This window comes from Streptomyces sp. NPDC005752 (assembly GCF_040630715.1).
Taxonomy (GTDB): Bacteria; Actinomycetota; Actinomycetes; order Streptomycetales; family Streptomycetaceae; genus Streptomyces.
Window position 1 is genome coordinate 23,207 of the sequence record NZ_JBEXYB010000014.1, and the last position, 26,031, is coordinate 49,237.

Below are 26,031 nucleotides of genomic sequence, written 5' to 3' on the forward strand. Positions count from 1 at the left end.
CTCCTCGACTCTCGAAGACGGGCGTTGTCAGTGGCGGCTGTTTTACTCGGAGACACTGTTGCTTACGCATCACGACCCTCCTGCCACGGAACGACCGTGGCCGCTGAGTCCAAAGGAGGTGGGTTCCACATGCGTCACTACGAGGTGATGGTCATCCTCGACCCCGATCTCGAGGAGCGAGCAGTCTCCCCGCTGATCGAGAACTTCCTCTCCGTCGTCCGTGAGGGCAGCGGAAAGGTTGAGAAGGTCGACACCTGGGGCCGTCGTCGTCTCTCTTACGAGATCAAGAAGAAGCCTGAGGGCATCTACTCGGTCATCGACCTGCAGGCCGAGCCTGCGGTCGTCAAGGAGCTCGACCGACAGATGAACCTGAACGAGTCGGTCCTCCGGACCAAGGTCCTCCGTCCCGAGATCCACTGAGCATCTAGCTCAGCGGTAATCGGGTTCGAGTAGCAAGCAGCCAGAAGCAATCCCCGCCGAGAGGTTCACCCATGGCAGGCGAGACCGTCATCACGGTCGTCGGCAATCTCGTCGACGACCCCGAGCTGCGCTTCACCCCGTCCGGTGCGGCGGTCGCGAAGTTCCGTGTCGCGTCCACTCCCCGCATCTTCGACCGGCAGACCAATGAGTGGAAGGACGGCGAAGGCCTGTTCCTCACCTGCTCGGTCTGGCGTCAGGCGGCGGAGAACGTCGCGGAGTCGCTCCAGCGAGGCATGCGCGTCGTCGTGCAGGGCCGGCTGAAGCAGCGGTCCTACGAGGACCGTGAGGGCGTCAAGCGCACGGTCTACGAGCTGGACGTCGAGGAAGTCGGCCCCAGCCTGAAGAACGCCACGGCCAAGGTCACCAAGACCACAGGTCGAGGTGGCCAGGGCGGCGGCCAGGGTGGATACGGCGGTGGCCAGCAGGGCGGCGGCAACTGGGGCGGCGGTCCCGGTGGCGGTGGCCAGCAGGGCGGCGGCGGTGCTCCCGCCGACGACCCGTGGGCCACCAACGCTCCGGCCGGTGGCCAGCAGGGCGGGGGCCAGCAGGGCGGCGGGGGTGGCTGGGGCGGAAACTCCGGCGGCTCCGGCGGCTCCGGCAACTCTGGCGGCGGCTACTCGGACGAGCCTCCCTTCTAGGGATGCTCGTACCCCACTTCTTGATCACACAGGAGAAACACCATGGCGAAGCCGCCTGTGCGCAAGCCTAAGAAGAAGGTCTGCGCGTTCTGCAAGGACAAGACCCAGTACGTGGACTACAAGGACACGAACATGCTGCGGAAGTTCATTTCCGACCGCGGCAAGATCCGTGCCCGCCGCGTGACCGGCAACTGCACGCAGCACCAGCGTGACGTCGCCACGGCAGTCAAGAACAGCCGTGAGATGGCGCTGCTGCCCTACACGTCCACCGCGCGATAAGGGAAGGGTGACCGAATCATGAAGATCATCCTCACCCACGAGGTCACTGGCCTCGGTGCCGCCGGCGACGTCGTGGACGTCAAGGACGGGTACGCCCGTAACTACCTGGTTCCGCGTGGCTTCGCCATCCGCTGGACCAAGGGTGGCGAGAAGGACGTGGCGCAGATCCGCCGCGCCCGCAAGATCCACGAGATCGCGACGATCGAGCAGGCCAACGAGATCAAGGCCAAGCTCGAGGCCGTGAAGGTCCGTCTGGCTGTTCGCTCCGGCGACGCCGGCCGTCTCTTCGGTTCCGTCACCCCGGCTGACATCGCCTCGGCGATCAAGTCTGCCGGTGGTCCGGATGTCGACAAGCGTCGCGTCGAGCTCGGTTCGCCGATCAAGACGCTGGGCGGACACCAGGTGTCTGTCCGTCTGCACCCCGAGGTTGCCGCGAAGCTCGGTATCGAGGTCGTTGCTGCCTAAGGGCACAGCTCAGCAGAGCTAGGTGAAGGGTCGCACCTCTGGGTGCGGCCCTTCGTCGTTTCACGTGAAACGGTTCTCTACCTGTCGAGGCCCTGTCGATGCCAGGTCGGGCGTGCGGAGCGTCAGCGCACGGCTCCGGTCACGATCCAGCGGCCGGACCTCATGCGCATCCAGAGCGTCACCAGTCGGACGGTCATCATCAACGTCATCGCTCCCCAGAGAGCGGTGAGGCCTCCTCCGAAGCGGGGGACGAGGACGGCAACCGGAGCGAAGACGGCCAGCGTCACCACCATGGCCCAGGCCAGGTAGCGCCCGTCGCCCGCTCCCATCAGTACTCCGTCGAGAACGAAGACCACCCCGGAGATCGGCTGGGAGAGTGCGACGACGAGGAGCGCGGGCAGCAGAGTGTCCTGCACGGATGAGTCGCCCGTGAACAGCGGGACGAACAGCGGCCTGGCAAGCACGATCACTGCCCCGAGTACCACCCCGGAAACGATCCCCCACTGAACCATCCGGCGGCATGCCTCGCGGGCGCCTTTGGCATCGTTCGCGCCCAGATAGCGGCCGATGATGGCCTGACCGGCGATGGCGATCGCGTCGAGCGCGAATGCCGTAAGGCTCCAGAGAGACAGGATGATCTGGTGGGCGGCGATATCCGTGTCGCCGAGCCGGGCGGCGACGGCGGTGGCGATCATGAGGACCGCTCTCAGTGAGAGCGTGCGAACCAGCAAGGGCACGCCTGCCTGGGCGCTGGCCCGGATGCCCGCAGCGTCGGGACGCAATGATGCCCCGTGTCGACGCGCCCCGCGGACCACGACGATCAGATATGCGAGCGCCATGCCCCACTGCGCGATGACCGTGCCCCATGCGGATCCTGCGACTCCCAGCCCGGCTCCGTAGACGAGTCCGACATTGAGGGCTCCGTTGGCCGTGAATCCACCGATGGCGACGTAGAGCGGCGTCCGGGTGTCCTGAAGGCCGCGTAGCACTCCCGTCGCCGCGAGTACGACGAGCATCGCAGGAATGCCGAAGCTGGAGATACGCAGATAGGTCGTGGCGTACGGCGTCGCAGTGTCGGATGTCCCGAGAAGTTCGACCAGCAGGGGTGTCAGAGGGAGCGTCACAGCGACGACAGCGGCACCGATCAGCAGAGCGAGCCAGATGCCGTCCATGCCCTGGCGGATGGCGGACGCCAGATCACCTGCGCCGACCTGGCGGGCCACCGCGGCGGTGGTGGCGTAGGCCAGGAAGACGAAGACGCTCACCGCGGTTGTCAGCAAGGCCGCGGCGACCGCCAGGCCGGCCAGTTGCGGAGTGCCGAGGTGGCCGACGATGGCACTGTCGACCATGACGAAAAGAGGCTCGGCAACGAGCGCGCCGAACGCCGGAACGGCGAGTGCGATGATCTCGCGGTCGTGCCGGCGGCGGGAAGGTGGCTGAGCCGTGGGCGCCTGGGTCATGGAGGCCAATCTAATCTTCCACAGGTAACGGATGCAATGCGCTACTGATCCTTACTCTGCTCGGGTTGTCGAGTCCGGTGCGGGGCTGTTTCCCCTGATCTTGAGCTGAGGGCAAAAGTTTTTCTCTCCCACAGCCAGTGGATTGAGAAACGCCAGCTCAGGGGGGTCTTTCGTGGCTCGATATGAGTTTGTCCACAGTGCTGTCCCCCGGTCCGTGCACAGGATCCGACCGGTTCTCCACAGCATCTGGTCCGTCATCCACAAGCCCTGTGGATAACCAGATTGGCTGACGGTGCGGACCGGCCTACCGTGGTGCGGCGCCCGCACTCCGTTCCGGCTTGGAAGTCTCCAGAACTTGACGCGCTGGAACCGGAGTCGGGCGTCTTGTTTGTCGGTGCCGTGCCGTAAGAAAGAGTGGCACGGCTAGGTCCGCGAAGCGGACGGGAGGAGGTGGCCCGGTGAGCATTCCCGAGCCTTTGGACGATCCCTGGGCCGATGTCGGTCCCGGTGACCGTCTGCCCGTTTCCCGTCAGCGGCGCGGAGAGGGCAAGGGCCGCGACGAACAGCACGAACGGGGCAGGGAGAGCGGCTGGGACGGTGGGGTGTCCGGCTTCGAGCGAGTGCCTCCGCAGGATCTCGACGCCGAGCAGTCAGTCCTCGGCGGCATGTTGCTCTCGAAGGACGCCATCGCGGACGTCGTGGAGATCATCAAGGGCCATGACTTCTACCGCCCCGCGCACGAGACCGTCTACACGGCGATTCTCGACCTCTACGCCAAGGGTGAGCCGGCCGACCCGATCACGGTGGCGGCCGAGCTGGTCAAGCGCGGCGAGATCACCAAGGTCGGCGGGGCCCCGTACCTGCACACGCTGGTGCAGTCCGTGCCGACGGCGGCCAACGCCTCGTACTACGCGGAGATCGTTCACGAGCGTGCCGTGCTCAGGCGTCTTGTCGAGGCGGGCACGAAGATCACCCAGATGGGATACGCCGCCGACGGGGACGTCGACGAGATCGTCAACTCGGCGCAGGCCGAGATCTACGCCGTCACTGAGCAGCGCACCAGCGAGGACTACCTGCCGCTCGGCGACATCATGGAAGGTGCCCTCGACGAGATCGAGGCCATCGGTTCCCGCAGTGGCGAGATGACCGGTGTACCGACCGGATTCACGGACCTCGACGCCCTCACCAACGGGCTGCACCCGGGCCAGATGATCGTCATCGCGGCCCGTCCCGCCATGGGTAAGTCCACTCTCGCGCTGGATTTCGCCCGCGCCTGCTCGATCAAGGGCAATCTGCCAAGTGTGATCTTCTCGCTCGAAATGGGGCGCAACGAGATCGCGATGCGCCTGCTGTCCGCCGAGGCCCGGGTGGCACTCCACCACATGCGCTCCGGCACCATGACCGACGAGGACTGGACCCGGCTCGCCCGTCGGATGCCGGATGTCTCCGCTGCTCCGCTCTACATCGACGATTCGCCGAACCTCTCGATGATGGAGATCCGTGCGAAGTGCCGTCGTCTGAAGCAGCGCAACGACCTGAAGCTCGTGGTCATCGACTATCTGCAGCTGATGCAGTCCGGAGGGGCCAAACGGGCGGAGAGCCGTCAGCAGGAGGTCTCGGACATGTCCCGGAACCTCAAGCTCCTCGCCAAGGAGCTGGAGCTTCCCGTCATCGCCCTGTCCCAGCTGAACCGAGGACCTGAACAGCGCACGGACAAGAAGCCGATGGTCTCCGACCTGCGTGAGTCCGGCTCCATCGAGCAGGACGCCGACATGGTGATCCTGCTGCACCGCGAGGACGCGTACGAGAAGGAGTCCCCGCGCGCCGGAGAGGCGGACCTGATCGTGGCCAAGCACCGAAACGGTCCGACGGCGACGATCACCGTGGCGTTCCAGGGCCACTACTCCCGCTTCGTGGACATGGCGCAGACCTGACCCACGCGGTTGTACGTTTCCAGATCCTGTGGCCGCCTTTCCGCCGGCGATGGCCCACCGGCTCCACACACCGAGAACCTTTCGGGAAGCGGTGGGATGTGCGAGAGGGATCCGAAGCGTGGCGCGGGCCGCCGCAGCTGAGCTCCATGGACCGGCGTCTGAGCGCCGGCCGCAGAAGATCCTTCGGCGGCAACCCAAAGACCCCAGGTGAACGCCTGCTCTCTCAGACGGTCCCGGTGAACCAGGAACCCCAGATCCCATTCATGGGTTTCCGCAGACTCGACTTTCGACCACGTCGGCCGCTCAGCCCCGCCGTGAGCCTTCTCCCGGCATCCCTGGACGATCTTCCAGAAGGAAGCGATGCCCACGGCGGGCATGACGGCAGGCGTTCATGACAGGCCTACGACATCGGGTGCGGGAGCAGCGCGGTGATGGGTCGCGAAATCCGTCTCCGGTGCGGGCGCCGGGCCGCCATCATGCTGAGATGGCCCACGACATTGTTTTCTTCCGCGCTCCCGACGATGACAGTGCCGCTGCGACGCGCCGGCGGGGACCCGGTCAGGCATTTGAGTCTGTGAACTGCCGTTTCATCGAGCCGGACAGTGCCATCGCGGAGTGGGACATGTACTTCGAGGAGCCCTCCTCCGGGGCCCCGCCGATTGAGCAGCTCTTGGGGTGGTCGTGGCCGGAGTGGGTCGTTCCCCCGTTGAACGATGGCGTCGAGGTGTTTGCTCTACCGCCGCGATTGACTCTGGCGCTGGCCTCCGCCAGTCCCACCGAACTGGAGGAGCTGGCAGATCGCTGGACCGCAAGGCTCAGGTCTGCCGACGGGGACGATATGACCGACGATGATCTACTGGCGGTCCTGCGGGGAGTGTCCCGGCTGGCGAAGTCCGCGGTGAGCACGGGTGGTGGCCTCTACAGCTGGAGCTTCTGACTGTCCCGTGAACCCACAGCGGTTACGAACGGTTGGCGGTGCTTGACGCCGGTCTTCACCTGCCCGAACGGGCAGGTCTTTCCCGTCCAGGTGAGGCCGCTGCGCCGACGGGCCGAGCGATGTGCAGTGGGTTCGTCAGGCCGGCAACGCACGGGTCATCCTTGGGTATGACCTCTTCCGAAGCCCTGCTCCCCGGCACCCGGCGTGCCTTGCTGCACCGCGTCGCCACCGCACAGTCCCAAGGCCGTTCCCCTTCCCTCGTGGCCGCGGTGCAGCGGGACGGCGGGATCGCCTGGAGCGGTGCACGCAGTTGCGTGGACGGCCATGAGCCCGATGGCGATACGCAGTACAGGATCGGCTCCATCACCAAGACGTTCACCGCCGTGCTGGTACTGCGTCTGCGGGACGAGGGGCTCCTGGATCTGGGTGATCCCCTGGAGAAGCACCTTCCGGGCACGGACGTGGGGGACGTGACCATCTTTCAGCTGCTGGGCCACAGCGGGGGGCTGAAGGCCGAGACGCCCGCCCCCTGGTGGGAGAGGACGCCGGGTGCCACACGTCCGGAGCTGAGGGACGTGCTCGGCGAGCGGCCGGTTGTCCACCCGGCCGGCCACGGGCACCACTACTCGAACCCTGGTTACACGTTGCTCGGCTCGCTCGTGGAGAGGCTGTGCGGTGACTCCTGGGCCGAGGTGCTGCGCCGCGAGATCCTGGAACCCCTGGGGATGGACCGTACGACTCCCCAGGCGGTCGCCCCGTATGCCGGCGGCTGGGCGGTACACCCGTGGGCCGACGTCATGCTGCCCGAGCCGGCTGCGGACCTCGGAGTGATGGCGCCGGCCGGGCAGCTCTGGTCGACCACCACCGATCTTCTCCGCTTCGCGGCCTTCCTGGCACACGGGGACGAACGGGTCCTGCGTGCGTCCTCGGTGGCGGAGATGCGTGCTCCGGCCGCTCCGCCCGAGGCAGGTGACTGGGCCGGCACGTACGGCCTCGGTCTTCAGGCCGTACGGCGTGGGCATCGCACGTTCCTCGGTCACTCGGGGTCGGTGCCGGGCTTCCTGGCCACAATGCTGTTCAGCATCGAAGACGATGTGGCGGCCGTGGTGCTCACGAACGCCACCTCCGGTCCGCTGACGGGTGCGGTCGCCGCCGACCTTTTGCACATCGTTGCCGAGGCGGAGCCCAGGATCCCGGAGGCATGGCGTCCGCTGCCCGAGGTCGACGAAGAACTGCTGGCCCTGACCGGGCCCTGGTACTGGGGTACGCAGGTCCACAGCCTGAGGCTGCTCGCGGACAGGGGGCTCGAGTTCCAGCCGCTCCAGGGCGTGGGTCGCGCGGCCCGGTTCCGGGCATGCCCCGACGGGACCTGGACGGGTCTGAACGGTTACTACGCGGGGGAGACGCTCCGCGTCGTACGCGCCGACGACGGCTCGGTGGACCACCTCGATCTGGGGTCATTCGTCTTCACGCGGGAGCCGTACGACCGTGGCGCAGCCATTCCCGGTGGCGTGGACGAAGGCGGCTGGCGAGGGCTGACCACCTGAGATGCCAGGGCGGCGTTTCACGTGAAACGCGACATGCCGCCCCAGCCACGGCCGTGCTCATCGGGGTGAATCGATCAGCTCGTCAGCTCGTCAGCTCGCGTTCCAGGGGCGTGCGGAAGCGTGGGGTCATCCGGCTGTCGCCCGTCCAGGCCGACAGCCGGGCAGCCTCTGCCTCGATGAGCAGTGAAGCCTCACGACCGATGTCGGACAACAGACGCCATACCAGCTCGCCGTCCGGGCGCTGGGCCCAGCCACCCACGATCCCGCCGTTCCACCACACCGTGGGGCCGATGTTGCCGGCACGGTCGAAGAGCGCGGCACGATGATCGGCCGGCAGATGGAAACCGCGATCGGCCCAGCCCATCCCGCTCGGGTCCAGACCGGGGAGCAGAGCCGCCCAAGGCTCCGGAGGAGGTTCCGTGGCGTGATCGCCCGGGGCGGCCCAGCCGACGGCTCCGCCGGCGAGCAGGACCTCCTCGGCGCCGACCGCGGTCAGGGCCTTACGCGTCTCGCGGATACCCCAGCCGGTCCACCACTTCAGATCGCCTTCGGTCGCCGGGCCGTAGGACCGGAGCCATCGTCCGGCCACCTCTGCCCTGGCCTCGGCCGCATCCGACGCAGGCCACGGTTCGGCCGCCGTCCAGCGGAACTGGCTGGAGGTCCATGAACCGCGGGGCAGGTCCCGTCGTAGGCGGCCATCCGCGGCCAGCACTCGAATCACCCGGGAAGCCACTCCCTGCACCGTCTCCTGCTTCGTCCCGGGAAACACGGTGATCTTCGTGCGCAGGGCGGGTACGGCGGCCGAAAGCTCGCTGCCCGTGGCACGGCCCCGAGCGGCGAGAGCAGCGAGCGTCTGCCGCTCGGTATCGGCGAGCCACCGCTCGTCGAGCCCGTTGCCGTCCTCCCGCAGGTGCCGGAGGAACTTCTGGCGTTCCTTGGCCGCCACCGGCCGTGCGCTCGACGCGTCGACGGCAGGCGCGACGTCCGTGGACATCGTGAACAACGTGTTCCGCATGGACAGCAGCCGCACCAGTGAGACGTCCTCGTACAGCGCGCGCTCCACTGCTCCGATTCCGGGGTCGGCCAGCCGCGCGCAGATGGAGAGATAGACCGTGGCGGCGTCGGTCGCATGCAGGGCGACGACGGCGTCGGCCACGTCGACCGCAGAGGCGGCCCGTACGGACGGAGCCAGGAGGTGCCGACGTCCGAGCCTGATCCTGCGCTGCTCGTCGCTGACGCGGTACACGTATGCCTCCTGGAGTGGCGAGCCGGCCCGAACCCCCATGGTTCACAGAGCGAGTTTGAACCCCACATGGCTCGAGGTGAAGCCGAGCCGTTCATAGAAACGGTGGGCATCGGTACGGGTGGCGTCCGAGGTCAACTGCGCCAACTGGCAGTCCTGACGCCTTGACTCGTCGACCGCCCACTGGATCAGCTGGGTGCCGAGGCCGCTGCCGCGCTCGTCAGCGTGGACGCGGACACCCTCGATGACGGAACGGGTCGCACCGCGTCGGGAGAGCCCGGGAACGATCGTGAGCTGGAGCGTCCCCACGACGCGGCCCTCGCGCACGGCCACGACCAGATGCTGGTTGGGGTCGTCGGCAAGCCGTCGGAACGCGGCCTGATAAGGGCCCAGGTCGTCCGGGGACTCGCGCTCGGCACCCAGAGGATCATCGGCGAGCATGGCCACGAGGACGGGGATGTCGGCGAGTGTTGCGGGACGTATGTCGAGATCGCTCATGATCGGCAGACTACGCAGAACCGCTGTCTCAGGCAGGGACCTTGAGCGCCTCGACCGTGCGGACCAGTGGAGCTAGCTCCGGGTTCTCGGCAGCTTCGTCGAGAGCGGCCCGCAGCGCGGTGTCGTTCGTCGGCCGGGCCTCGTTCAGCAGCGCGAGGCCTGCCTCGGTGACGTCCGTGTAGATGCCTCGCCGGTCCGTGTCGCACAGATACCGGGTCAGCAGTCCACGGTCCTCCAGCCTGGTGACCAGCCTGGTGGTGGCGCTCTGGCTGAGGACCACAGCATCCGCCACCTGCTTCATCTGCAGGTGGCCGCCCGTGCCGCTGTGCTGGCGGCTCAGGACGTCGAGCAGGGAGAACTCGCGCGCGCTCAGGCTGTGGCGGGACTGCAGGGCCCGCTCGATACGGGCCTCGATCTTGCCGTGCAGCAAGGAGAGGGCGCACCAGCTCTGCGCGAGGGCCGTCAGTGCGGGATCTGCCGCTGTCATGGGTCTCTCCTCCGTGCGGGAGCTGCTGCCTGCCTCCAGGATAGGGCACGAGTGCAATAGTCGGCGCTTGCCACTAGGCAGCGTCTGCAATTATTGTGGACGCCCGTAAGGTGCACACGCAATCTTCAGGAAGTGACACTCATGCCGCTCGCGCTCCTCGCCCTCGCCATAGGGGCATTCGGAATCGGCACCACCGAGTTCGTGATCATGGGATTGCTTCCCGACGTAGCGGCGGACTTCCAGGTCTCGATCCCCGCAGCTGGGTTCCTGGTCACGGGATACGCCCTCGGTGTGGTTCTCGGTGCTCCGCTGATGACCGTCCTGGGAACCCGGGTGACCAGAAAACGCATGCTGATGTTCCTGATGGTGCTGTTCATCGTGGGGAACGTGATCTCCGCCCTCGCCCCCGTCTTCGGCGTGATGCTCGCCGGACGGGTGATCGCCTCACTCGCTCATGGAGCCTTCTTCGGCATCGGATCGGTCGTGGCTGCGGATCTGGTCGCTCCGGAGAAGAAGGCGGGTGCCATATCCATGATGTTCACGGGGCTCACCGTCGCCAACGTCGTAGGGGTACCACTGGGGACCTCGATCGGCCAGAACTTCGGCTGGCGCGTCACGTTCTTCCTCGTCGCCGGGCTCGGTGTCCTGGGACTTCTCGGTGTGGCCAAGCTCGTTCCGGAGCAGCCGAAACCTGAAGGCGTAAGGATCCGCCACGAACTGGCGGCGTTCCGCAATGTTCAGGTGCTGCTCGCCATGGCTATGACGGTTCTGGGATTCGGTGGCGTCTTTGCGGCGATCACCTACATCACCCCGATGATGACGGAGACCGCTGGTTTCGCGACGTCATCGGTCACCTGGCTGCTCGTTCTCTTCGGGCTCGGCATGGTCGGCGGGAATCTGCTCGGCGGCAAGTTCGCCGATCGCCATCTGATGCCGATGCTGTATGTCTCACTCGGCGCGCTCGCCGCGGTCCTGGCCCTCTTCACGCTGACCGCGCACCACAAGATCGCCGCCGCGGTGACCGTCGTTCTCATCGGGGCCCTCGGCTTCGCCACCGTTCCGCCGCTTCAGAAGAGAGTCCTCGACCAGGCCGCCGGCGCGCCCACCCTGGCCTCGGCCGTCAACATCGGGGCCTTCAATCTCGGGAATGCGCTCTCGGCGTGGCTCGGCGGCATGGTCATCGCGGCCGGCTTCGGGTACACCGCGCCCAACTGGGTCGGTGCCGCGCTCGCAGCCTCGGCCTTGCTCCTGGCGGTGCTTTCCGGTGCGATCGAGCGCCGGACCGGCAACGATGGGCGGCCGGGTGTCCCGCACTCTCCTGCCCCCGCCGCAAGCGGCAGCCTCCAAGGCGCGATCCACCCGGCCTCGGTGTCGGCACCGCGGTGATGCAGCCCCACACGGCCGTGGCCATCCAGAGTGCGGCAGCCGGATCCCCGAGTGTCGTACTTAGGATCAGCCAACGGTCGAGTGGTTTCACGTGAAACACGGGAACCCGTGCGGAGCGTGCTCCGACCCGGGCCGTCAGCCCAGGTCGGGGGCGTGCATCGCCCGGATCCCCTCGATGTTGGCGTCCAGGTAGTGCCGCAGTGAGAGGGGCACGAGGTGCACAGCCGCGATTCCCATGCGGCTGAAGGGGACGCGAACGATCTCGTACTCCCCGCAGGGGTCATCGATCTCCGGCCCGTGACGACGCGAGAGGTCCATGGAAGCCAGTCGGCAAACGAAGAAGTGCTGCACCTTCACGCCTTTGATTCCGCCGCCGGCGATGTGCTCGACGGTATCGACGAAGCAGGGCACGACATCGAGGACCTTGGCGCCGAGCTCCTCGTCGACCTCGCGGTGCAGTGCCTCGACGACGGTGGCGTCCTCCGGCTCGACCCCGCCGCCCGGTGTCAGCCAGTACGGGTCGACACCTGGCTTGGTGCGCTTGATCAGGATGAGGTCATCGCCGTCGAGCAGGACGGCGCGTGCTGTGCGCTTGACCACGGGGCGTTCGGTCATGGCAAGAGAGTGGCCCAGGAAAGCGGGTCTGAAACTCCTGTCGGCCGACCGGTCACCAGTCCACAGCGGCGCGCACCAGCCATTCGTGCGCCCGCGCAATGTGCGGCAGGCCGAGTGTGCCGGTCCTGGCATTGAGGAAGTACGTGCGCAGAGGCGGTATCGGAGGGTCCAGCAACGCTACGACTTCTCCTCGCTCCAGCGCGTTCTCGCAGAGGTAGCGGGGCAGCACGGCGAGCCCGGCGCCCGCTGCCGTGCTCTCCAGAACCGCTCGTAGATCCGGTGCGATCACGGCGGCGGAGGCGGCGGGGCGGCTGTCGAAGACCGTTGCCCAGTAGCGGCTGACCAGAGGCATGCTCTCGTGGACCTCGACCACCGGCAGCTGTTCCAGCAGTACGGATCCCTTGTGCCGCAGAGTCCCCGGCCCCAGGCGTCCCGCCCAGCGCGGCGCGGCGACCAGTACGTGCTCCTCGTCGCAGAGGGTGGTCGACGTCAGCGGTCCACCGCGCGGGCGGGCGGTGGTGATGGCCAGATCATGATGTCCGGCCGCCAGTCCTGCGAGCGTGTCCTCGGCGTTCACGGCGAAGGTGCTGCGCAGCGCGAGCCCCTGGGAGATCAGCGGAGTGAGGGCCGGAAGCGCCCGTAGGGAGGTGAACTCGGGGGGCCCGGCCAGGTGCAGTGTCCTCGCCCCCGACTCGTCGTCGAGCCCTGCCTCGACGATGTCGACCAGCGCGTCCAGGTGAGGGGCGGCACGGTGGGCGAGTTCGTCGCCGGCAGTGGTCGGGGTCACCCCCCGAGCCCTGCGCAGGAACAGAGGTCGGCCCAATTGCCGTTCCAGGGCGCGTATCTGTGAGGTGACGGCGGGTTGGGACAGCCCGAGCAGCGTGGCGGCGCGGGTGAACGAACCGGCGCGGTGCACCGCGACGAATGTGCGCAGCAGGGCCAGGTCCATGGTTCGCCCCTTTCACCCTCGCGGCCGCCGCGCCGTCCCGCACCGCCCCTCACGACCGCCCCAACCATAAATATGTCGATAGGTCGCTGTCGCTACTGTGATTGGACACTGACGCACAGTCAATTAGCCTTGCTCAGACGGTTCTCGGTACAGGAACCGGGGTGGTCCGAGCCATGAGGGGGGAGGCTCGGACCGCTCGCCCGGTCAGGGCCGGCCCGGTGGACGGGGGTACCAGTCCCGGACCGGTCCTGCCCGGACCTGCGACGGGTCGTTCAGCGCACGGAATCGTCCAGCGCGCGTTGCACGTCTGCCAGCAGGTCCTCGGGGTCCTCTGCGCCGACCGAGAACCGCACGAAGCCCTCCGGCACCGCGTCTCCACCCCAGCGCGCCCGGCGTTCGGCCGTGGAGCGTACGCCGCCGAAGCTCGTCGCGTCGTCGACCAGCCGCAGTGCGGCCAGGAAGCGTTCCGCGGTGTCCTCGTCCGCCAGCACGAACGAGACCACGGACCCGAAGCGCCGCATCTGCCGGACGGCGGTCGCGTACGAAGGGTCTCCGGGGAGCCCCGGATACCGGAGACCCGCCACGTCCGCCCGCCCGGCCAGGGCTTCCGCAAGCGCCAGCGCCGTCGTGCACTGCCGGTCGACGCGCAGTTGCAGCGTGGCCAGCGACCTGTGCGCGAGCCAGGCTTCCATGGGGCCGGGAATGGCGCCGACGACCTTGCGCCAACGGCGCACTCCGGCTGTGAGCTGCGGGTCCCGGCAGCTCACATGGCCGAGCAGGATGTCCCCGTGCCCGGTCATGCCCTTCGTGTCGCTGGCCACCGAGAAGTCCGCCCCCAGATCGAGAGGGCGCTGGCCGAGGGGGGTCGCCAGGGTGTTGTCGACGGCGACCAGAACACCCGCGGCATGAGCGGCCTCGACCAGCCTGCGCACATCACAGACGTCGAGTCCCGGGTTGGAGGGCGTCTCGATCCACAGCAGCTTCGCTCCGTCAAGAAGCTCCAACTGGGCCTCGCCGCCCGTCGGCGCGGTCCGCACCTCGACGCCGTACGCCTCCAGCTGCTCCCGTACCAGGGGAAGTGCCTGATAGCCGTCGTCCGGCAGTACCACGATGTCGCCCGTTCGCGCCTGGGACAGCAGCACGGCCGAGACGGCCGCCATTCCGGAGGCGAAGACCGTGGTCCCGACCTCCTCCCCCGGCGCCTCCAGTTCGCCGATGGCCCGCTCCAGGTGGGTCCAGGTCGGGTTCGTCTCCCGGCCGTAGGTGTAAGGGCCGACCGGCTCGCCGGACAGATGGAAGTGCGCGGCGAAGACCGGGCCGGGAAGCGTGGGCTCGTACTGCTCGGGTTCGGGCAGCCCGGCTCGCACCGCTCGTGTCCCGTCGCCTGTGGTGCTCATTGTCACTACCTCGTCTCTCCCCGGCGGTCACCGGTCCGCTGTGCACTGTGTCACCGGTGAACGGTTCAGTCCTCGTCGGGGAGCACGACGTTCAGGGCCCAGGAGACGACCGAGATGATCAGGCCGCCCAGGACCGCGGTCCAGAAGCCGTCGACATGGAAGTTCAGATCGACGACGCCGGCCAGCCAGGAGGTGAGCATCAGCATCAGCGCGTTGACCACGAGCGTTATCAGCCCGAGTGTCAGGATGAACAGGGGCAGGGTGAGCAGCTTCACGACGGGCTTGACGACGATGTTCACCACGCCGAACAGCAGCGCCACCACGATCAGGGTGAGAACCTTGCGCCCGGTGTTGTCACCGGTCAGCGTGATGTCCTGGAGCAACCAGATGGCCACGGCCAGCGCACCGGCGTTGGCGAGCGTCTTGACTACGAAATTCTTCATGTGTCTGATCGTGGCAGACATGATCGGTGGCGGACACCGCCGGGACGGACGAGCGCGGGCGCGAGGGGCGGACTGACGATGAAGGCATTCAGACTGGACGAGCTGGAGGCGGAACGCGCCGCCAACGACGGCGCCTATCTGCAGTTCATCCGGGAACGCACCATGTCAGTGGGCCTGTACGCCCTGGACGCCGGTGCGCTGGACCCTCAGCAGCCGCACAAGCAGGACGAGGTGTACCTCGTCGTCAGCGGCCGCGCCTCGATCACGGTCGGTATGGAGACCACGCAGGTGGGCCGGGGGAGCGTCGTGTTCGTACCGGCGGGGACCGCCCACAAGTTCCACCATGTCACGGAGGACCTGCGGGTCATGGTGATCTTCTCGCCGCCGGAGGGCTGAGAGGGACGTTCTCGAGGGTCCGCCGGTGCCCGAGCCTGTCTCCGGGCCCGCTGTTCCCTAGGGGATCGCTCAGGGGACTTCAAGGGCTCCCGGCCTCCGTGGGCAGCCTCCGCGCATCTAGCATCGGAGCAGGTACTCACAGAGACGAGGTAACGGCGATGGCTGTGCGGGAGATTTTCGCGGGTATGCCCTGGTGGGTGAAGTGGGTCGCGGTGCCTCTCATCGCGATCGTCCTGTTCGGCGGCCTGATCGCCAGCGTGGTCGGCTTCGTCATCGGACTGCTGTTCAAGGTGTTGGTATTCGTCGTCCTCGTGGGTGGTCTGATCTTCGTGGTGCGGAAGTTCATGTCCTCGTCCGAACGAGGCGACCGCTGACGACGGTGCGCCGACACCCCATCGAGTGGCGATGCGCCGGGTACGCGTGACGGGTCTCGGCTTCGGCCATTAGCCCAGCTGAGCTAAGTCCACGACGAAACCTCACTCGTGACTCTACGTACGGATACAGTGGCGTACCGCTGCCGCCAGCTGGGAAATGACGGTCCGCCACCATCCTGCCCAGTGGTTTGTGCGACCGTCCGGTCTCCGGACCCCAGGCTCGCGGCGGGCCCGTGGGGGCGGCCCCCGCGGGAGGGCTGAGCGCCCGTCACCATGCCTGGGGGTGACCTGTGACCACGGCATCGAGCACCACTGTCCCGACGTTGATCGGTTCGGTTCAGCGGGCGTTGAGACTTATGGAGGCTGTGGGTACCCATCGTGACGGGGCGCCGGCCAAGCAGCTCGCCCGGGAGGCCGGACTGCCCCTTCCCACCGCCTACCACCTGCTGCGCACCCTGACCCACGAGGGGTATCTCCGCAGGGAGAACGGCGTCTTCCTGTTCGGAGCCGCGGCCGAGCGGCTCGGTGGCGGCCCCGCGACTCCGCGTCCCGGTGTCATCGTCGACTCGCTCGCGCGCTGGGCGGACGTCATCGGCGCCCCCGTCTACTGCGCCTTGTACAAGGATGGCGAGATCGAGATGGTCGCCGTCGCGGAGATCCCAGCCGTTCCCGCAGTGCACGAGTGGGCCTCGTTCCGCGAGACGGGCCATGCACACGCCCTGGGCCAGTGTCTTCTCGGGCAGCTGGACGAGCGGGCACGCGAGGATCATCTGGACCGGCACCCCGTCCGGCCACTGACGCGATACTCCGTAAGGGATCGTCAGGCGTTCCTCGACCGCCTGAGATCGATGAAACGTACGGAACCTGTCGTCGAACGGCAGGAGTACGCAATGGGAACTGTCTGTGCAGCCATTCCGATCACTGTGGGCTCCGCCGTTGCGGCCATGGCGGTTTCTCTCCCTCTGCACCAGGAAGAACGGTTGCTCCCCGCAGTCGAACAACTACGCTGCGAAGTGACCACCCTCTTGCGCTCGTTCGTGTTCTCTATCAGTATCTGAAAAATCACTCCTTGTGATCTGCTATCGCGTGCACCACGATGGCGTCAATAGGGCCATGGGGGATCATTCCTGGCCAGTTTCATCTACTGCGGGGTTGAACGATGCGCGAGTCGGTTCAAGCAGAGGTCATGATGAGCTTCCTCGTCTCCGAGGAGCTCTCCTTCCGTATTCCGGTGGAGCTCCGGTACGAGGTCAGCGATCCGTATGCGATCCGGATGACCTTCCACCTGCCGGGTGACGCCCCCGTCACCTGGGCATTCGGCCGTGAGCTGCTGCTCGACGGCCTCAACAGCCCCAGTGGTGACGGCGATGTGCACATCGGGCCGATCGAGCCCGAAGGGCTGTCGGACGTGCACATCCGCCTTCAGGTCGGTGCGGACCGCGCGCTCTTCAGGGCCGGCACGGCGCCTCTTGTCGCATTCCTCGACCGGACGGACAAGCTGGTGCCACTGGGACAGGAGCACACGCTGGGTGACTTCGACGGAAATCTGGAAGAGGCGCTGGGCCGCATCCTCGCCAAGGAACAGAACGCCGGCTGAACCCGAGGGCCCGGCTGAGCACCGAACGCCGGCGACCCGGGGTCATGCGTCCGGTAGCCGGTCTCACGCCTTGCGGCGTCGACCCCTCCCGGTCCGTGCGGGTGCAGGAGCTCCGGCTTCCGCGCCGAGCCCCGTGCGGTCCGCGGAGACCACCAAGGCCGCGAGCACCGTCGTCACCGGCACCGAGGCGACCAGCCCGATCGATCCGACCAGAGTCCGGACGATCTCCTCGGCGACCAGTTCGCTGTTGGCCACCGTGCCGACGCTGCTCTGCGCGATGGAGAAGAGCAGCAGCAGGGGCAGCGCCGCGCCCGCGTAGGCGAGTACGAGCGTGTTGACGACCGAGGCGATGTGGTCGCGCCCGATCCGGATGCCCGCGCGGTAGAGCCCGCGCACGCCCATCTTCGGGTCGGCCTGGTGGAGCTCCCAGACCGCTGACGTCTGGGTGACGGTCACGTCGTCGAGCACCCCGAGTGATCCGATGATCACACCGGCCAGCAGCAGGCCGCTCATATCGATGTCCGGGTACAGCCCATGGATGAGGCCGGTGTTGTCGTCCGTGTTTCCGGTCAGCCCTGCCCACCCGATGAAGAGCGAGCCCAGCAACCCGATCAGCAGCAACGAGATGAGCGTGCCGATGACGGCCACCGAGGTGCGGGCCGTCAGCCCGTGGCAGGTGTATAGGGCGATCAGCATGATCGCGCTGGCCCCGATCACCGCAACGACCAGCGGATTCGATCCCTGCAGGATCGCCGGCAGGATGAAGAGGGTCAGCACGCCGAAGGAGACGGCGAGAGCGATCAGTGCCATCAGCCCGCGCAGCCTTCCGACCACGACCACCGCGAGCGCGAAGATCCCGGCGAGCAGCGCCATCGGCACAGTGCGGTCCACATCGGTGACCGAGTACTGCAGATCCCGGGGTGCGTCGGGTGCGTACGCCACGACCACCCCCTGGCCTTCGTGCAACTGCCGTGGAGCATCGGGTTGGACGACCTCGACGAACGTACGCCCCTTGTCCTTACCGGTCGTCACTTCGACCGTGGCCTTCTTGCACTGTCCCGACTGCTCGTTGACGGCCTCCCGTCCGGAGGGCGTGGAGGTGTCGCCGGTCGCCGGCACCTGGGAGGCGTTCACGTCGGCGCAGTCGACCGACACGACCTTCGTCACCTGTCCGTCCTGGGTCTGCCGGTCGAATCCGACGCCGGTGCGCTCATGGGCGGGAGCTCCACCGGGCCAGAACGCCACGAGGCCCACCAGGACCGCGGTCGCGAAGGGGATCACCACGGCCGCGATGACCTTGCGCAGATGCTTGGACACCGGCGCGGCAGGGCCGTGGCTGTGGGTATGGCCGTGGGCATGACTCTGCGTGCTGCCTGATGCCTGGCCGTGGGGTTCAGGGGCGCTTCCGGGGGACGTCACCCGCCGATCATCCCAAGAACAGGGGATGCCCTCTGGCCAGCACGCCAGAGGGGAGGCTAGCGTGGAGGCGCATTTGTACACGCGGGAGCTCGGAGCACCGGGCTGAGAGGGCGCTGACCTCCGTACATCCATACGGAACACGCTGCGCCGACCGCCGAACCTGTTACCGGGTAATGCCGGCGTAGGGAGAAGGTCTCATGACCACAGCGGACGCACGCACGCCTGCCTCGACGCAGAATGCACCGAATGCGCCGTCACCGGCGGGGAAGGCGGACACGGCAGACGCCGTGAACTCCGCGAACGGCGACGGTGCGGGGAGCGAAGAGTCAGGAAGGTCCATCGGCTGGCACAAGGGGTACGTCCTGGGCTCACGTCCTGACCTCCGGGTGCCGGTCCGTCAGGTGCACCTCACCAACGGCAAGGACGTGACGCTGTACGACACGTCCGGGCCGTACACCGATCCCGCCACCGACACCGACGTGAGCCGAGGGCTCGACCCGCTCCGTGCGGGCTGGATCATCGGCCGCGGGGACACCGAGGAGTATGCGGGCCGTCCCGCGCGCCCCGAGGACGACGGACTCAGGCGCCCCTCGCCCCGAACGGGGTCTCCCCTGCTCGAGCCAGGGGGAGAACCCGGGGAGGGCCTGCGCAACCTCGACGCCGTCTTCCCTGGCCGTCCGCGGCAACCCCGACGAAGCCGTGACGGCCGGCCCGTCACGCAACTCGCGTACGCCCGGCGGGGGGAGATCACCCCGGAGATGGAGTACGTCGCGATCAGGGAGAACGTCGAACCCGAGGTCGTGCGCGAGGAGATCGCGGCGGGCCGGGCGGTCCTGCCGGCGAACGTCAACCACCCGGAGATCGAGCCGATGATCATCGGCAAGCGCTTCCTGGTGAAGGTGAACGCCAACATCGGCAACTCCGCCGTCACCTCCTCCATCGAGGAGGAGGTGGACAAGATGACCTGGGCCACCAAGTGGGGCGCCGACACGGTCATGGACCTCTCCACAGGCCGCAACATCCACACCACCCGGGAGTGGGTCCTGCGCAACTCCCCCGTCCCGATCGGCACCGTCCCCCTCTACCAGGCACTGGAGAAGGTCGACGGCCGGGCCGAGGAGCTGACGTGGGAGATCTACAGGGACACCGTCATCGAGCAGGCCGAGCAGGGTGTCGACTACATGACGGTGCACGCCGGTGTCCGGCTGCCGTACGTCCCGCTGACGGCTCGCCGTAAGACCGGGATCGTCTCGCGCGGCGGGTCCATCATGGCGGCCTGGTGCCTGGCGCACCACAAGGAGTCGTTCCTGTACGAGCACTTCGAGGAGCTCTGCGAGATCCTCGCGGCGTACGACGTGACGTACTCGCTCGGTGACGGGCTGCGCCCCGGTTCCATCGCCGACGCCAACGACGAGGCGCAGTTCGCCGAACTCCGTACGCTCGGCGAGCTCAACACCGTCGCCAAGCGGTTCGGCGTCCAGACGATGATCGAGGGCCCGGGGCACGTCCCGATGCACAAGATCAAGGAGAACATCGACCTGCAGCAGGAGATCTGCGAGGAGGCGCCGTTCTACACGCTCGGCCCCCTCACCACGGATGTCGCTCCCGCGTACGACCACATCACCTCCGGCATCGGCGCCGCGATGATCGCATGGTGGGGCACGGCGATGCTCTGTTACGTCACGCCCAAGGAGCACTTGGGGCTGCCGAACCGGGACGACGTGAAGACCGGTGTCATCACGTACAAGATCGCCGCCCACGCGGCGGATCTCGCCAAGGGGCATCCCGGGGCGCAGGAGTGGGACGACGCGCTTTCGGACGCGCGGTTCGAGTTCCGCTGGGAGGACCAGTTCAACCTGGCGCTCGACCCCGACACAGCACGGGAGTTCCACGACGAGACCCTCCCGGCCGAACCGGCCAAGACGGCGCACTTCTGCTCGATGTGCGGCCCCAAGTTCTGCTCGATGAAGATCAGCAGAAGCATCACCGAGCAGTTCGGTGGTGACGCGGATGCCACCTCGGAGGAGATCGAGGTCGGGATGCTGGAAAAGTCCAAGGAATTCGCTGCCGCCGGTAACCGGGTCTACCTGCCGCTGGCGGACTGATCCAGGGGGCGGGGCTCTGCGTCCCGGAGCCTCGCCCACCGCCGGGGCGGCCGAGACCGGCAAGAACCAGCCACGAGGTCCATGTTCTCGGCAGACTGGTGCCATGACGACGAGATCCCTCAGCAAGGGTGCCAACGTATCCGTGGAGTCTGTGGCCTTGCGCGTCGAGCTCGCCTGGTCCCACGGACCGGGCGTGCCTGACGTCGATGCTTCGGCATTGCTGCTGACCTCGACCGGCCGGGTCCGTGACGACGGCGACTTCGTCTTCTACAACCAGCCGCGGCACAGGTCCGAAGCCGTGGCACACCTGGGGAAACAGAGCGCCGCCGGTGTCACGAGCGACTCCGTGGCAGTGGACCTCCGCTCGCTCGACCCCGAGGTCGAGCGCGTCGCGTTGTGCGCCTCGGCCGACGGCGGAACCTTCGGCCAGGTGCCCGGGCTGACGCTGAGACTCCTCGACGCGGCTTCGGGGAGCGAGGTGGCGCGCTTCGACATGACGGCCGAGACCGAGACGGCGTTCATCTGCGGCGAGTTCTACCTGAGGCGGGGACAGTGGAAGTTCCGCGCGGTGGGCCAGGGTTACGCCGCAGGGCTCGCCGGTCTGGCCACGGAGTTCGGCATCGCGGTCGACGAGCCGTCCTCCGAGGCCGCGCCGCCGGCGCCCGCCGTGCCGGTTCCGCCCGCCGTACCGGTGTCGAGCGCGGCGTCCGGGGGCCCGCGCCTCGGCAACGGCGAGGATCGTCTCCCCGTGGACATGCGCAAGCGCCTGTCGCTGCGCAAGGAACAGGTCGCGGTCAGCCTGCGCAAGCACGGCGCGGAGGGGGTCGTCGCGCGCGTCGTCCTCGTGCTGGACGCTTCGGGCTCCATGAGCTTCCTGTACACGCGGGGCGTCGTGGCCGACGTGGTGGAGCGGATGGCCGCGATCGCCGCGCAGCTCGACGACGACGGTGAGATGCAGGCATGGACGTTCGCCTCTCAGCCGGCCCGGCTGCCCGATCTCCGGCTCGGTGAACTCCCGGATTGGCTGCGCCTGCACGTACGGGTCGGGCAAGTGGGTCTCTTCCGTCGCAACAAGAGGCCGAGGGGGCTTGAAGCCGGGCAGGTCGACATGCGGGCCGTGGGCATCCAGAACGAGGAGCAGCGGGTCATCGCGGAGGTGCGTTCCCACGTAGCGCAGCACCCCACCTCCGCCCCCACTCTGGTGCTGTTCTTCTCGGACGGCGGTGTCTACCGCAACGCCGAGATCGAGCAGGAGCTGCGGGCGGCGGTGGAGGAGCCGATCTTCTGGCAGTTCGTCGGCCTGGGCCGGTCAGACTACGGCGTGCTGGAACGGTTCGACTCCCTGCACGGACGTCGCGTCGACAATGTCGGCTTCTTCGCTGTCGACGACATCAGCACCGTCCCCGACCAAGAGCTCTACGACCGGCTTCTGTCCGAGTTCCCGAGCTGGACGACCGCCGCGCGCCAGGCAGGCATCCTCTGAACGGGACCTGCCGGATCGTCTCGTGAGTGCGATGCTCCTCGATGAGGGATCGGCCACGGCATCCGGCCGGAGCACCAGGACCACCGCGGCCCCGGCACCGCGCCCGTTCAGGACCACATGGTCGAACCGTGCGGCGGCCTGATCACTCCGGCTGGTGTTCGGGGCCGCCGAAGTCCGGGCTGGTGAAGTCGGGGCTGGTGAAGGTCGGGCGCGGCCCGGCGGAGGGCCCGTCCCCCGGCCCGGAGAAGTCCGGTCTGCTGTAGCCGATCTTCGGAATCCTGTGGGCCGAGCGGTGCGGCGTCCCAGCAGCGGGCCCAGCCGTCGGGTCGGCCAGCGCGTCCCGGAGGAAGGGCAGTATGCCGCGTTCCAGCAGGGCGTGGCGCCATGCCTCCCGGGCACGCGCCACCTCCTCCGGCAGTTCCTCCTCCTCGTCCACGGCGGGCAGCGCGGTGGCGCCGTTGCGCAGCGCGGTGACCAGAAGCCCCACGGCGGCGGCGAAGATGGCCGCGGCGGCGACGGCAGCGAAGAACCAGCCGGCGGCGACCATGGTCCTGGCGAAGGCCGGGGCCGGGTCGAGAGCCGTCAGGGGGTAGCCGACGAGCAGGAATATCAGAGCGGCCGTACCTGCGAGGACCGGCGCCAGGACAGCGAGCACCGCGAGCGTACCGGCGCCCGTGGGGTCGGCTTCGTCCGCGGCGGGTCCGAGGACGGATCCCTGAGCGTCCGGGTCGTCCGGCCCGCGCAGCTCGCCGCGGACCTTCACGTAGTGGTCGTACTCGGTGGCGGCCGACGCGGTGATCAGGGACGTGGCGTCGAGAGCCATCGTCCGGAGCTGTTCCGCGTTGAGCCGGTCGCCGACTCCGTCCAGATCCGGTCGTTCGTGAGCATGACGCAGTGCGTCGGCAAGGATCCGCTCGTATTCGGGGCGGTCCTCGGCCAGCAGGTGCGGAGCGCTTTTCATGTGCATCCCCCGATGCTCCGTAGGCCTGATCGACCGTGTGGACCGGGTGATCGGGTGAAACGGAGGAGAGCCTGCTACTGATACGCCGATGGTAGAGCGCCTACGGCACAGGGTGACAGGGGGTTTACGGAAATAGGTGCGTCCGCCGACGTGCCGGATCGTGACGGTTCTTCCCCGGCGACCGTCAGTCGGGCAGGGGAAGCTGGACGACCAACAGCTTTCCGGCCATGGTCACTCCGCCGTCCATGGCGATGGCCAGGCCGTCCGCGTAGACGTGCGGACCGTCCACCACGGGCCGCGCCGCGTCCTCGCCCTCCTCCGAACCGACCTCGCCGAGCAGGTACGGAATGGGGCTGTGTCCGTGGACGACGCGTCGGCCGCCGTATGTCGACATGAGTTCGCGGACGGCTTCCGCACCGCCCTCGTCGCGGAAGGCGAACCGCTTGGTGAGTTTGCGGAAGAGGTCCCAGCACTCATCGGCGTCGTTCCGCGTCAGAATGGCGTGCACCGTGTCGTTGACGTCCTCGATGGTCGATCCGTAGTCGAGGTAGGCAGTCGTGTCGGAGTGCATGAGCAGGTGCCCGTCCTCCTCGACGACCGCGTCGAGCCGGGCCATCCACTGGAGATGGACGTCCTGGAGCCGCTCCATGTCCGTCTTCTGACCGCCGTTGAGCAGCCAGGCGGCCTGGAACGTCGCGGTCCCGGCACCGGAGTTCACCGGGGTGCCGCCGAACCTCTTCGCGCCGAGCAGCAGCAGTTCGTGGTTGCCCATGAGGGCCTTGCAGTAGCCGCCGGCCGCCGCTGCCTCCGCGGAGAGGCGCATGACGAGATCGATGACGCCGATGCCGTCCGGACCGCGGTCGGTGAAGTCGCCGAGGAACCAGAGCCTGGCGTTGTCGGCCGCCCACCGGCCGTCCGCGTCGACGAGGCCCTGCGCGCCGAGGGCGGCCAGGAGTTCGTCCAGGTAGCCGTGGACGTCGCCGACGACGTACAGCGGACCGGGGCCGGACTCGCCGGTGGGGCGGGTCTCCGGGACCGCCTGCACCTGGACGGTGTCGCCGCGGTTGATCACGGGCAGATCGCGCTCGGTGGGGGTGTACCCCTCCGGGGGCTCGTGGCCCACCGCGACGTTGCCCGGGTGCGGCAAGGGCGCGTTCATCGGCACCTGCGCATACGGCGGTACGCGGAAGTCACGCAACGTCGCAGTCCGCACTACGGGTTCCTGACCGGCCCCCTGAGTCATCGACCCCTCCACCACCGTCGCGCCTCCGTACACCTGACGGGCCCTGCCTGGTAGAGGTGGTCCGCGGTGTCGTGCGCCCATCATAGGAATGCGGATCGTGCTGTGTGACGCACCAGGGGTGGTGAATCCTCGCGCGCACCCGGTTCATCGGCCGTTTGGTCCGGATTAATCCGATCAATCCCCGGCGGGTGATCGCGGAGCGCTGACCGTGGTGCGTGGTGGACGCCGCTGGGAGGACGTCCGGACGATGAGCTCCGTCGGTATGACCTGCTCCACCGGCCCGTCGTGTTCGACCCCTTCGATGGCGTCGATGAGGAGCTGGACGACCGCCGTGCCGATCCTTCGGGGCTTCAGCGAGAGTGTGGTGATGGGGGGTTCGGTCGACGCGTACACGGTGGATTCGCTGCAGCAGACCAGCAGCAGGTCCTCAGGGACACGCAGACCGTAGCGTCGTGCGGCGGCGAGCAGATCTGTCCCGTTGGGGTCGAAGAGCCCGTAGACGGCGTCGGGGCGGTCGGGGCGGGCGAGCAGGCGGTCCGCGGCCACGGCGCCCGCGCAGGGGTCGTGGGCGGGATAGGACTCGTAGACGGGGTCCTGGCCGACCCGCTCGCACCAGTGGAGGTAGGCGGTGGTCGAGAGGCGGGTGTACGTGTCGGTGGTCGTGCCGGTCAGCAGGCCGATACGGCGGGCTCCCGCGGCCGCGAGGTGGTCCAGGAGGTCGAGGACGGCCGCCCGGTGGTCGTTGTCGACCCAGGCGGTGACCGGAAGGGTGCCCGCCGGGCGCCCGTCGGAGACGACCGGCAGACCCTGGCGGACGAGCTCGGTCACCACCGGGTCCTGATCGGAGGGGTCGATGACGACCGTTCCGTCCAGCGCGACGTTCGACCAGACGTCGTGGCGTGAGGTGGCGGGAAGGATCACGAGGGCGTAGCCGCGGGCGAGCGCGGCCGATGTGGCGGCTCTGGCCATCTCCGCGAAGTACGCGAACTCGGTGAAGGTGAAAGGTTCATCCCCGTACGTGGTCACGGTCAGGCCGATGAGCCCCGACTTGCCGGTGCGGAGGGTTCGGGCCGCCGCGGACGGGCGGTAGCCCAGCCGTTCGGCGACCTCGCGGACATGGCTGCGGGTGGCATCCGGGAGCCTGCCCTTGCCGTTGAGGGCGTCGGACACGGTCGTGATGGAGACTCCGGCCGCCGCTGCTACGTCCCGGATCCCCGCCCGTCCCTGTCGGCCGCTGCGCCGGGGCGTCTCTGTCCGGCTCACCTGGTGCTTCCCTGCTGCTGTCATGGCGAGCCGATAGTAGGGCTCCGGCGGCGGGTAGGGACGGTCGCATATGCACACGTCGGCAGGCACGTTTCTGCATGGTCAGAAGGAGTTAAATGCCTTGAGAGTAAAGGGTGTTGAGGGCGTCAAGGTCGATGTGTCATGCATCGACGCGTGCGAACCTGCTGAATGGTCCAGGTCTCGAAGAGGTCTCAACTCACCTTTTCGAGGGATGCGCGCCACGGCGTGAGCGACCGGCGCGCGGAGGCATGCATGGCGCTCCCCCTCGCCGGGCGGCCGACGTCTGCCCGGAGCACACGTGGTCGGCGTCTCACGCCGGAGAGGCCAATTCCTGATCCTGGCCATTCGCACAGGTGCCCAATCCTCATAAGGTGAGCAGTATTGATGTGTACGGATGGTCGAGGAGGACCT

26 protein-coding genes and 1 riboswitch are annotated in these 26,031 nt (G+C 67.9%); of the genes, 14 read left to right on the plus strand and 12 right to left on the minus strand.

The window, feature by feature from the left end:
• The first annotated feature begins 129 nt into the window (after window positions 1–129).
• From rpsF to rplI, 4 genes are all read left to right on the plus strand, one after another.
• Window positions 130–420, plus strand: a complete 291-nt coding sequence (rpsF, locus tag ABZ441_RS14065; RefSeq protein WP_358972504.1) for a 30S ribosomal protein S6 — start codon at window positions 130–132, stop codon at window positions 418–420.
• Window positions 421–491: 71 nt separating this feature from the next.
• Window positions 492–1,118, plus strand: coding sequence for a single-stranded DNA-binding protein (locus ABZ441_RS14070; RefSeq protein ID WP_205019142.1), 627 nt, complete (start codon window positions 492–494; stop codon window positions 1,116–1,118).
• Between the two features lie 42 nt (window positions 1,119–1,160).
• Window positions 1,161–1,397: a 30S ribosomal protein S18 gene (gene rpsR / locus ABZ441_RS14075; protein ID WP_003967857.1), complete on the plus strand. Its 237-nt coding sequence runs from the start codon at window positions 1,161–1,163 to the stop codon at window positions 1,395–1,397.
• A gap of 18 nt (window positions 1,398–1,415) precedes the next feature.
• On the plus strand, window positions 1,416–1,862 hold the full coding sequence (gene rplI, locus ABZ441_RS14080; RefSeq protein WP_014155197.1) for a 50S ribosomal protein L9: 447 nt from the start codon (window positions 1,416–1,418) through the stop codon (window positions 1,860–1,862).
• Between the two features lie 122 nt (window positions 1,863–1,984).
• Here rplI and ABZ441_RS14085 read toward each other — a convergent pair whose 3' ends face one another.
• Complete coding sequence (locus ABZ441_RS14085; protein ID WP_358972507.1) at window positions 1,985–3,322, minus strand: MATE family efflux transporter; 1,338 nt, start codon at window positions 3,320–3,322, stop codon at window positions 1,985–1,987.
• Between the two features lie 476 nt (window positions 3,323–3,798).
• Between ABZ441_RS14085 and dnaB the strand changes: the two genes are divergently transcribed.
• From dnaB to ABZ441_RS14100, 3 genes are all read left to right on the plus strand, one after another.
• Complete coding sequence (gene dnaB / locus ABZ441_RS14090) at window positions 3,799–5,256, plus strand: replicative DNA helicase (protein WP_358972842.1); 1,458 nt, start codon at window positions 3,799–3,801, stop codon at window positions 5,254–5,256.
• Between the two features lie 484 nt (window positions 5,257–5,740).
• Entirely contained in the window at window positions 5,741–6,193 is a 453-nt protein-coding gene (locus tag ABZ441_RS14095; protein ID WP_358972510.1) for a hypothetical protein, read from the plus strand.
• A 167-nt stretch (window positions 6,194–6,360) separates the two neighbouring features.
• Window positions 6,361–7,740 (plus strand): serine hydrolase domain-containing protein, encoded by a 1,380-nt coding sequence (locus ABZ441_RS14100; RefSeq protein WP_358972513.1) that lies wholly within the window; start codon window positions 6,361–6,363, stop codon window positions 7,738–7,740.
• Between the two features lie 82 nt (window positions 7,741–7,822).
• On the opposite strand, the gene ABZ441_RS14105 is transcribed toward ABZ441_RS14100, so the two are convergent.
• Genes ABZ441_RS14105 through ABZ441_RS14115 form a run of 3 tightly spaced genes read right to left on the minus strand, consistent with a single transcriptional unit; the run spans window position 7,823 to window position 9,968 of the window.
• Entirely contained in the window at window positions 7,823–8,986 is a 1,164-nt protein-coding gene (locus tag ABZ441_RS14105) for a winged helix DNA-binding domain-containing protein (RefSeq protein WP_358972516.1), read from the minus strand.
• Window positions 8,987–9,028: 42 nt separating this feature from the next.
• Window positions 9,029–9,481, minus strand: coding sequence for a GNAT family N-acetyltransferase (locus tag ABZ441_RS14110; protein WP_358972519.1), 453 nt, complete (start codon window positions 9,479–9,481; stop codon window positions 9,029–9,031).
• A gap of 28 nt (window positions 9,482–9,509) precedes the next feature.
• Window positions 9,510–9,968, minus strand: a complete 459-nt coding sequence (locus ABZ441_RS14115) for a MarR family transcriptional regulator (RefSeq protein WP_358972522.1) — start codon at window positions 9,966–9,968, stop codon at window positions 9,510–9,512.
• 141 nt (window positions 9,969–10,109) lie between these two features.
• On the opposite strand from ABZ441_RS14115, the gene ABZ441_RS14120 reads away from it, so the two are divergent.
• Window positions 10,110–11,354: an MFS transporter gene (locus tag ABZ441_RS14120; protein WP_358972525.1), complete on the plus strand. Its 1,245-nt coding sequence runs from the start codon at window positions 10,110–10,112 to the stop codon at window positions 11,352–11,354.
• A 135-nt stretch (window positions 11,355–11,489) separates the two neighbouring features.
• Here the strand turns inward: ABZ441_RS14120 and ABZ441_RS14125 are convergent, their stop codons facing one another.
• From ABZ441_RS14125 to ABZ441_RS14140, 4 genes are all read right to left on the minus strand, one after another.
• The gene (locus ABZ441_RS14125; protein WP_358972528.1) at window positions 11,490–11,969 is read right to left on the minus strand and encodes an NUDIX hydrolase; all 480 of its coding nucleotides are present in this window, start codon (window positions 11,967–11,969) and stop codon (window positions 11,490–11,492) included.
• Between the two features lie 52 nt (window positions 11,970–12,021).
• Window positions 12,022–12,918 carry a LysR family transcriptional regulator gene (locus tag ABZ441_RS14130; RefSeq protein ID WP_358972531.1) on the minus strand — a complete coding sequence of 299 codons (897 nt, stop codon included), beginning with the start codon at window positions 12,916–12,918 and terminating at the stop codon, window positions 12,022–12,024.
• A gap of 272 nt (window positions 12,919–13,190) precedes the next feature.
• Complete coding sequence (locus ABZ441_RS14135; RefSeq protein ID WP_358972534.1) at window positions 13,191–14,315, minus strand: cystathionine gamma-lyase; 1,125 nt, start codon at window positions 14,313–14,315, stop codon at window positions 13,191–13,193.
• A gap of 65 nt (window positions 14,316–14,380) precedes the next feature.
• Entirely contained in the window at window positions 14,381–14,758 is a 378-nt protein-coding gene (locus ABZ441_RS14140) for a phage holin family protein (RefSeq protein ID WP_358972537.1), read from the minus strand.
• Between the two features lie 78 nt (window positions 14,759–14,836).
• Here ABZ441_RS14140 and ABZ441_RS14145 point away from each other — a divergent pair, with 78 nt between their 5' ends.
• The 4 genes from ABZ441_RS14145 to ABZ441_RS14160 all read left to right on the plus strand — a co-directional run bounded on the left by ABZ441_RS14145 (window position 14,837) and on the right by ABZ441_RS14160 (window position 17,125).
• Window positions 14,837–15,154 carry a cupin domain-containing protein gene (locus ABZ441_RS14145; RefSeq protein ID WP_205019156.1) on the plus strand — a complete coding sequence of 106 codons (318 nt, stop codon included), beginning with the start codon at window positions 14,837–14,839 and terminating at the stop codon, window positions 15,152–15,154.
• A 164-nt stretch (window positions 15,155–15,318) separates the two neighbouring features.
• The gene (locus ABZ441_RS14150) at window positions 15,319–15,528 is read left to right on the plus strand and encodes a DUF5326 family protein (RefSeq protein ID WP_205019345.1); all 210 of its coding nucleotides are present in this window, start codon (window positions 15,319–15,321) and stop codon (window positions 15,526–15,528) included.
• A 290-nt stretch (window positions 15,529–15,818) separates the two neighbouring features.
• Window positions 15,819–16,586: a helix-turn-helix domain-containing protein gene (locus tag ABZ441_RS14155; RefSeq protein WP_358972541.1), complete on the plus strand. Its 768-nt coding sequence runs from the start codon at window positions 15,819–15,821 to the stop codon at window positions 16,584–16,586.
• A gap of 101 nt (window positions 16,587–16,687) precedes the next feature.
• Complete coding sequence (locus ABZ441_RS14160) at window positions 16,688–17,125, plus strand: SsgA family sporulation/cell division regulator (protein WP_030123081.1); 438 nt, start codon at window positions 16,688–16,690, stop codon at window positions 17,123–17,125.
• A 63-nt stretch (window positions 17,126–17,188) separates the two neighbouring features.
• On the opposite strand, the gene ABZ441_RS14165 is transcribed toward ABZ441_RS14160, so the two are convergent.
• Complete coding sequence (locus tag ABZ441_RS14165; protein WP_358972545.1) at window positions 17,189–18,544, minus strand: YibE/F family protein; 1,356 nt, start codon at window positions 18,542–18,544, stop codon at window positions 17,189–17,191.
• 71 nt (window positions 18,545–18,615) lie between these two features.
• Window positions 18,616–18,749: riboswitch (TPP riboswitch) on the plus strand.
• On the opposite strand from ABZ441_RS14165, the gene thiC reads away from it, so the two are divergent.
• On the plus strand, window positions 18,742–20,649 hold the full coding sequence (thiC, locus tag ABZ441_RS14170; protein WP_358972548.1) for a phosphomethylpyrimidine synthase ThiC: 1,908 nt from the start codon (window positions 18,742–18,744) through the stop codon (window positions 20,647–20,649). Its footprint overlaps the riboswitch before it by 8 nt.
• A gap of 103 nt (window positions 20,650–20,752) precedes the next feature.
• Complete coding sequence (locus ABZ441_RS14175; RefSeq protein WP_358972551.1) at window positions 20,753–22,132, plus strand: VWA domain-containing protein; 1,380 nt, start codon at window positions 20,753–20,755, stop codon at window positions 22,130–22,132.
• Between the two features lie 142 nt (window positions 22,133–22,274).
• Here the strand turns inward: ABZ441_RS14175 and ABZ441_RS14180 are convergent, their stop codons facing one another.
• The 3 genes from ABZ441_RS14180 to ABZ441_RS14190 form a co-directional block, all read right to left on the minus strand.
• Window positions 22,275–23,099: a hypothetical protein gene (locus tag ABZ441_RS14180; protein WP_358972553.1), complete on the minus strand. Its 825-nt coding sequence runs from the start codon at window positions 23,097–23,099 to the stop codon at window positions 22,275–22,277.
• Between the two features lie 178 nt (window positions 23,100–23,277).
• Window positions 23,278–24,336, minus strand: coding sequence for a metallophosphoesterase (locus ABZ441_RS14185; RefSeq protein WP_358972556.1), 1,059 nt, complete (start codon window positions 24,334–24,336; stop codon window positions 23,278–23,280).
• A gap of 174 nt (window positions 24,337–24,510) precedes the next feature.
• The gene (locus tag ABZ441_RS14190; RefSeq protein WP_078850484.1) at window positions 24,511–25,623 is read right to left on the minus strand and encodes a LacI family DNA-binding transcriptional regulator; all 1,113 of its coding nucleotides are present in this window, start codon (window positions 25,621–25,623) and stop codon (window positions 24,511–24,513) included.
• Between the last annotated feature and the right edge of the window lie 408 nt (window positions 25,624–26,031).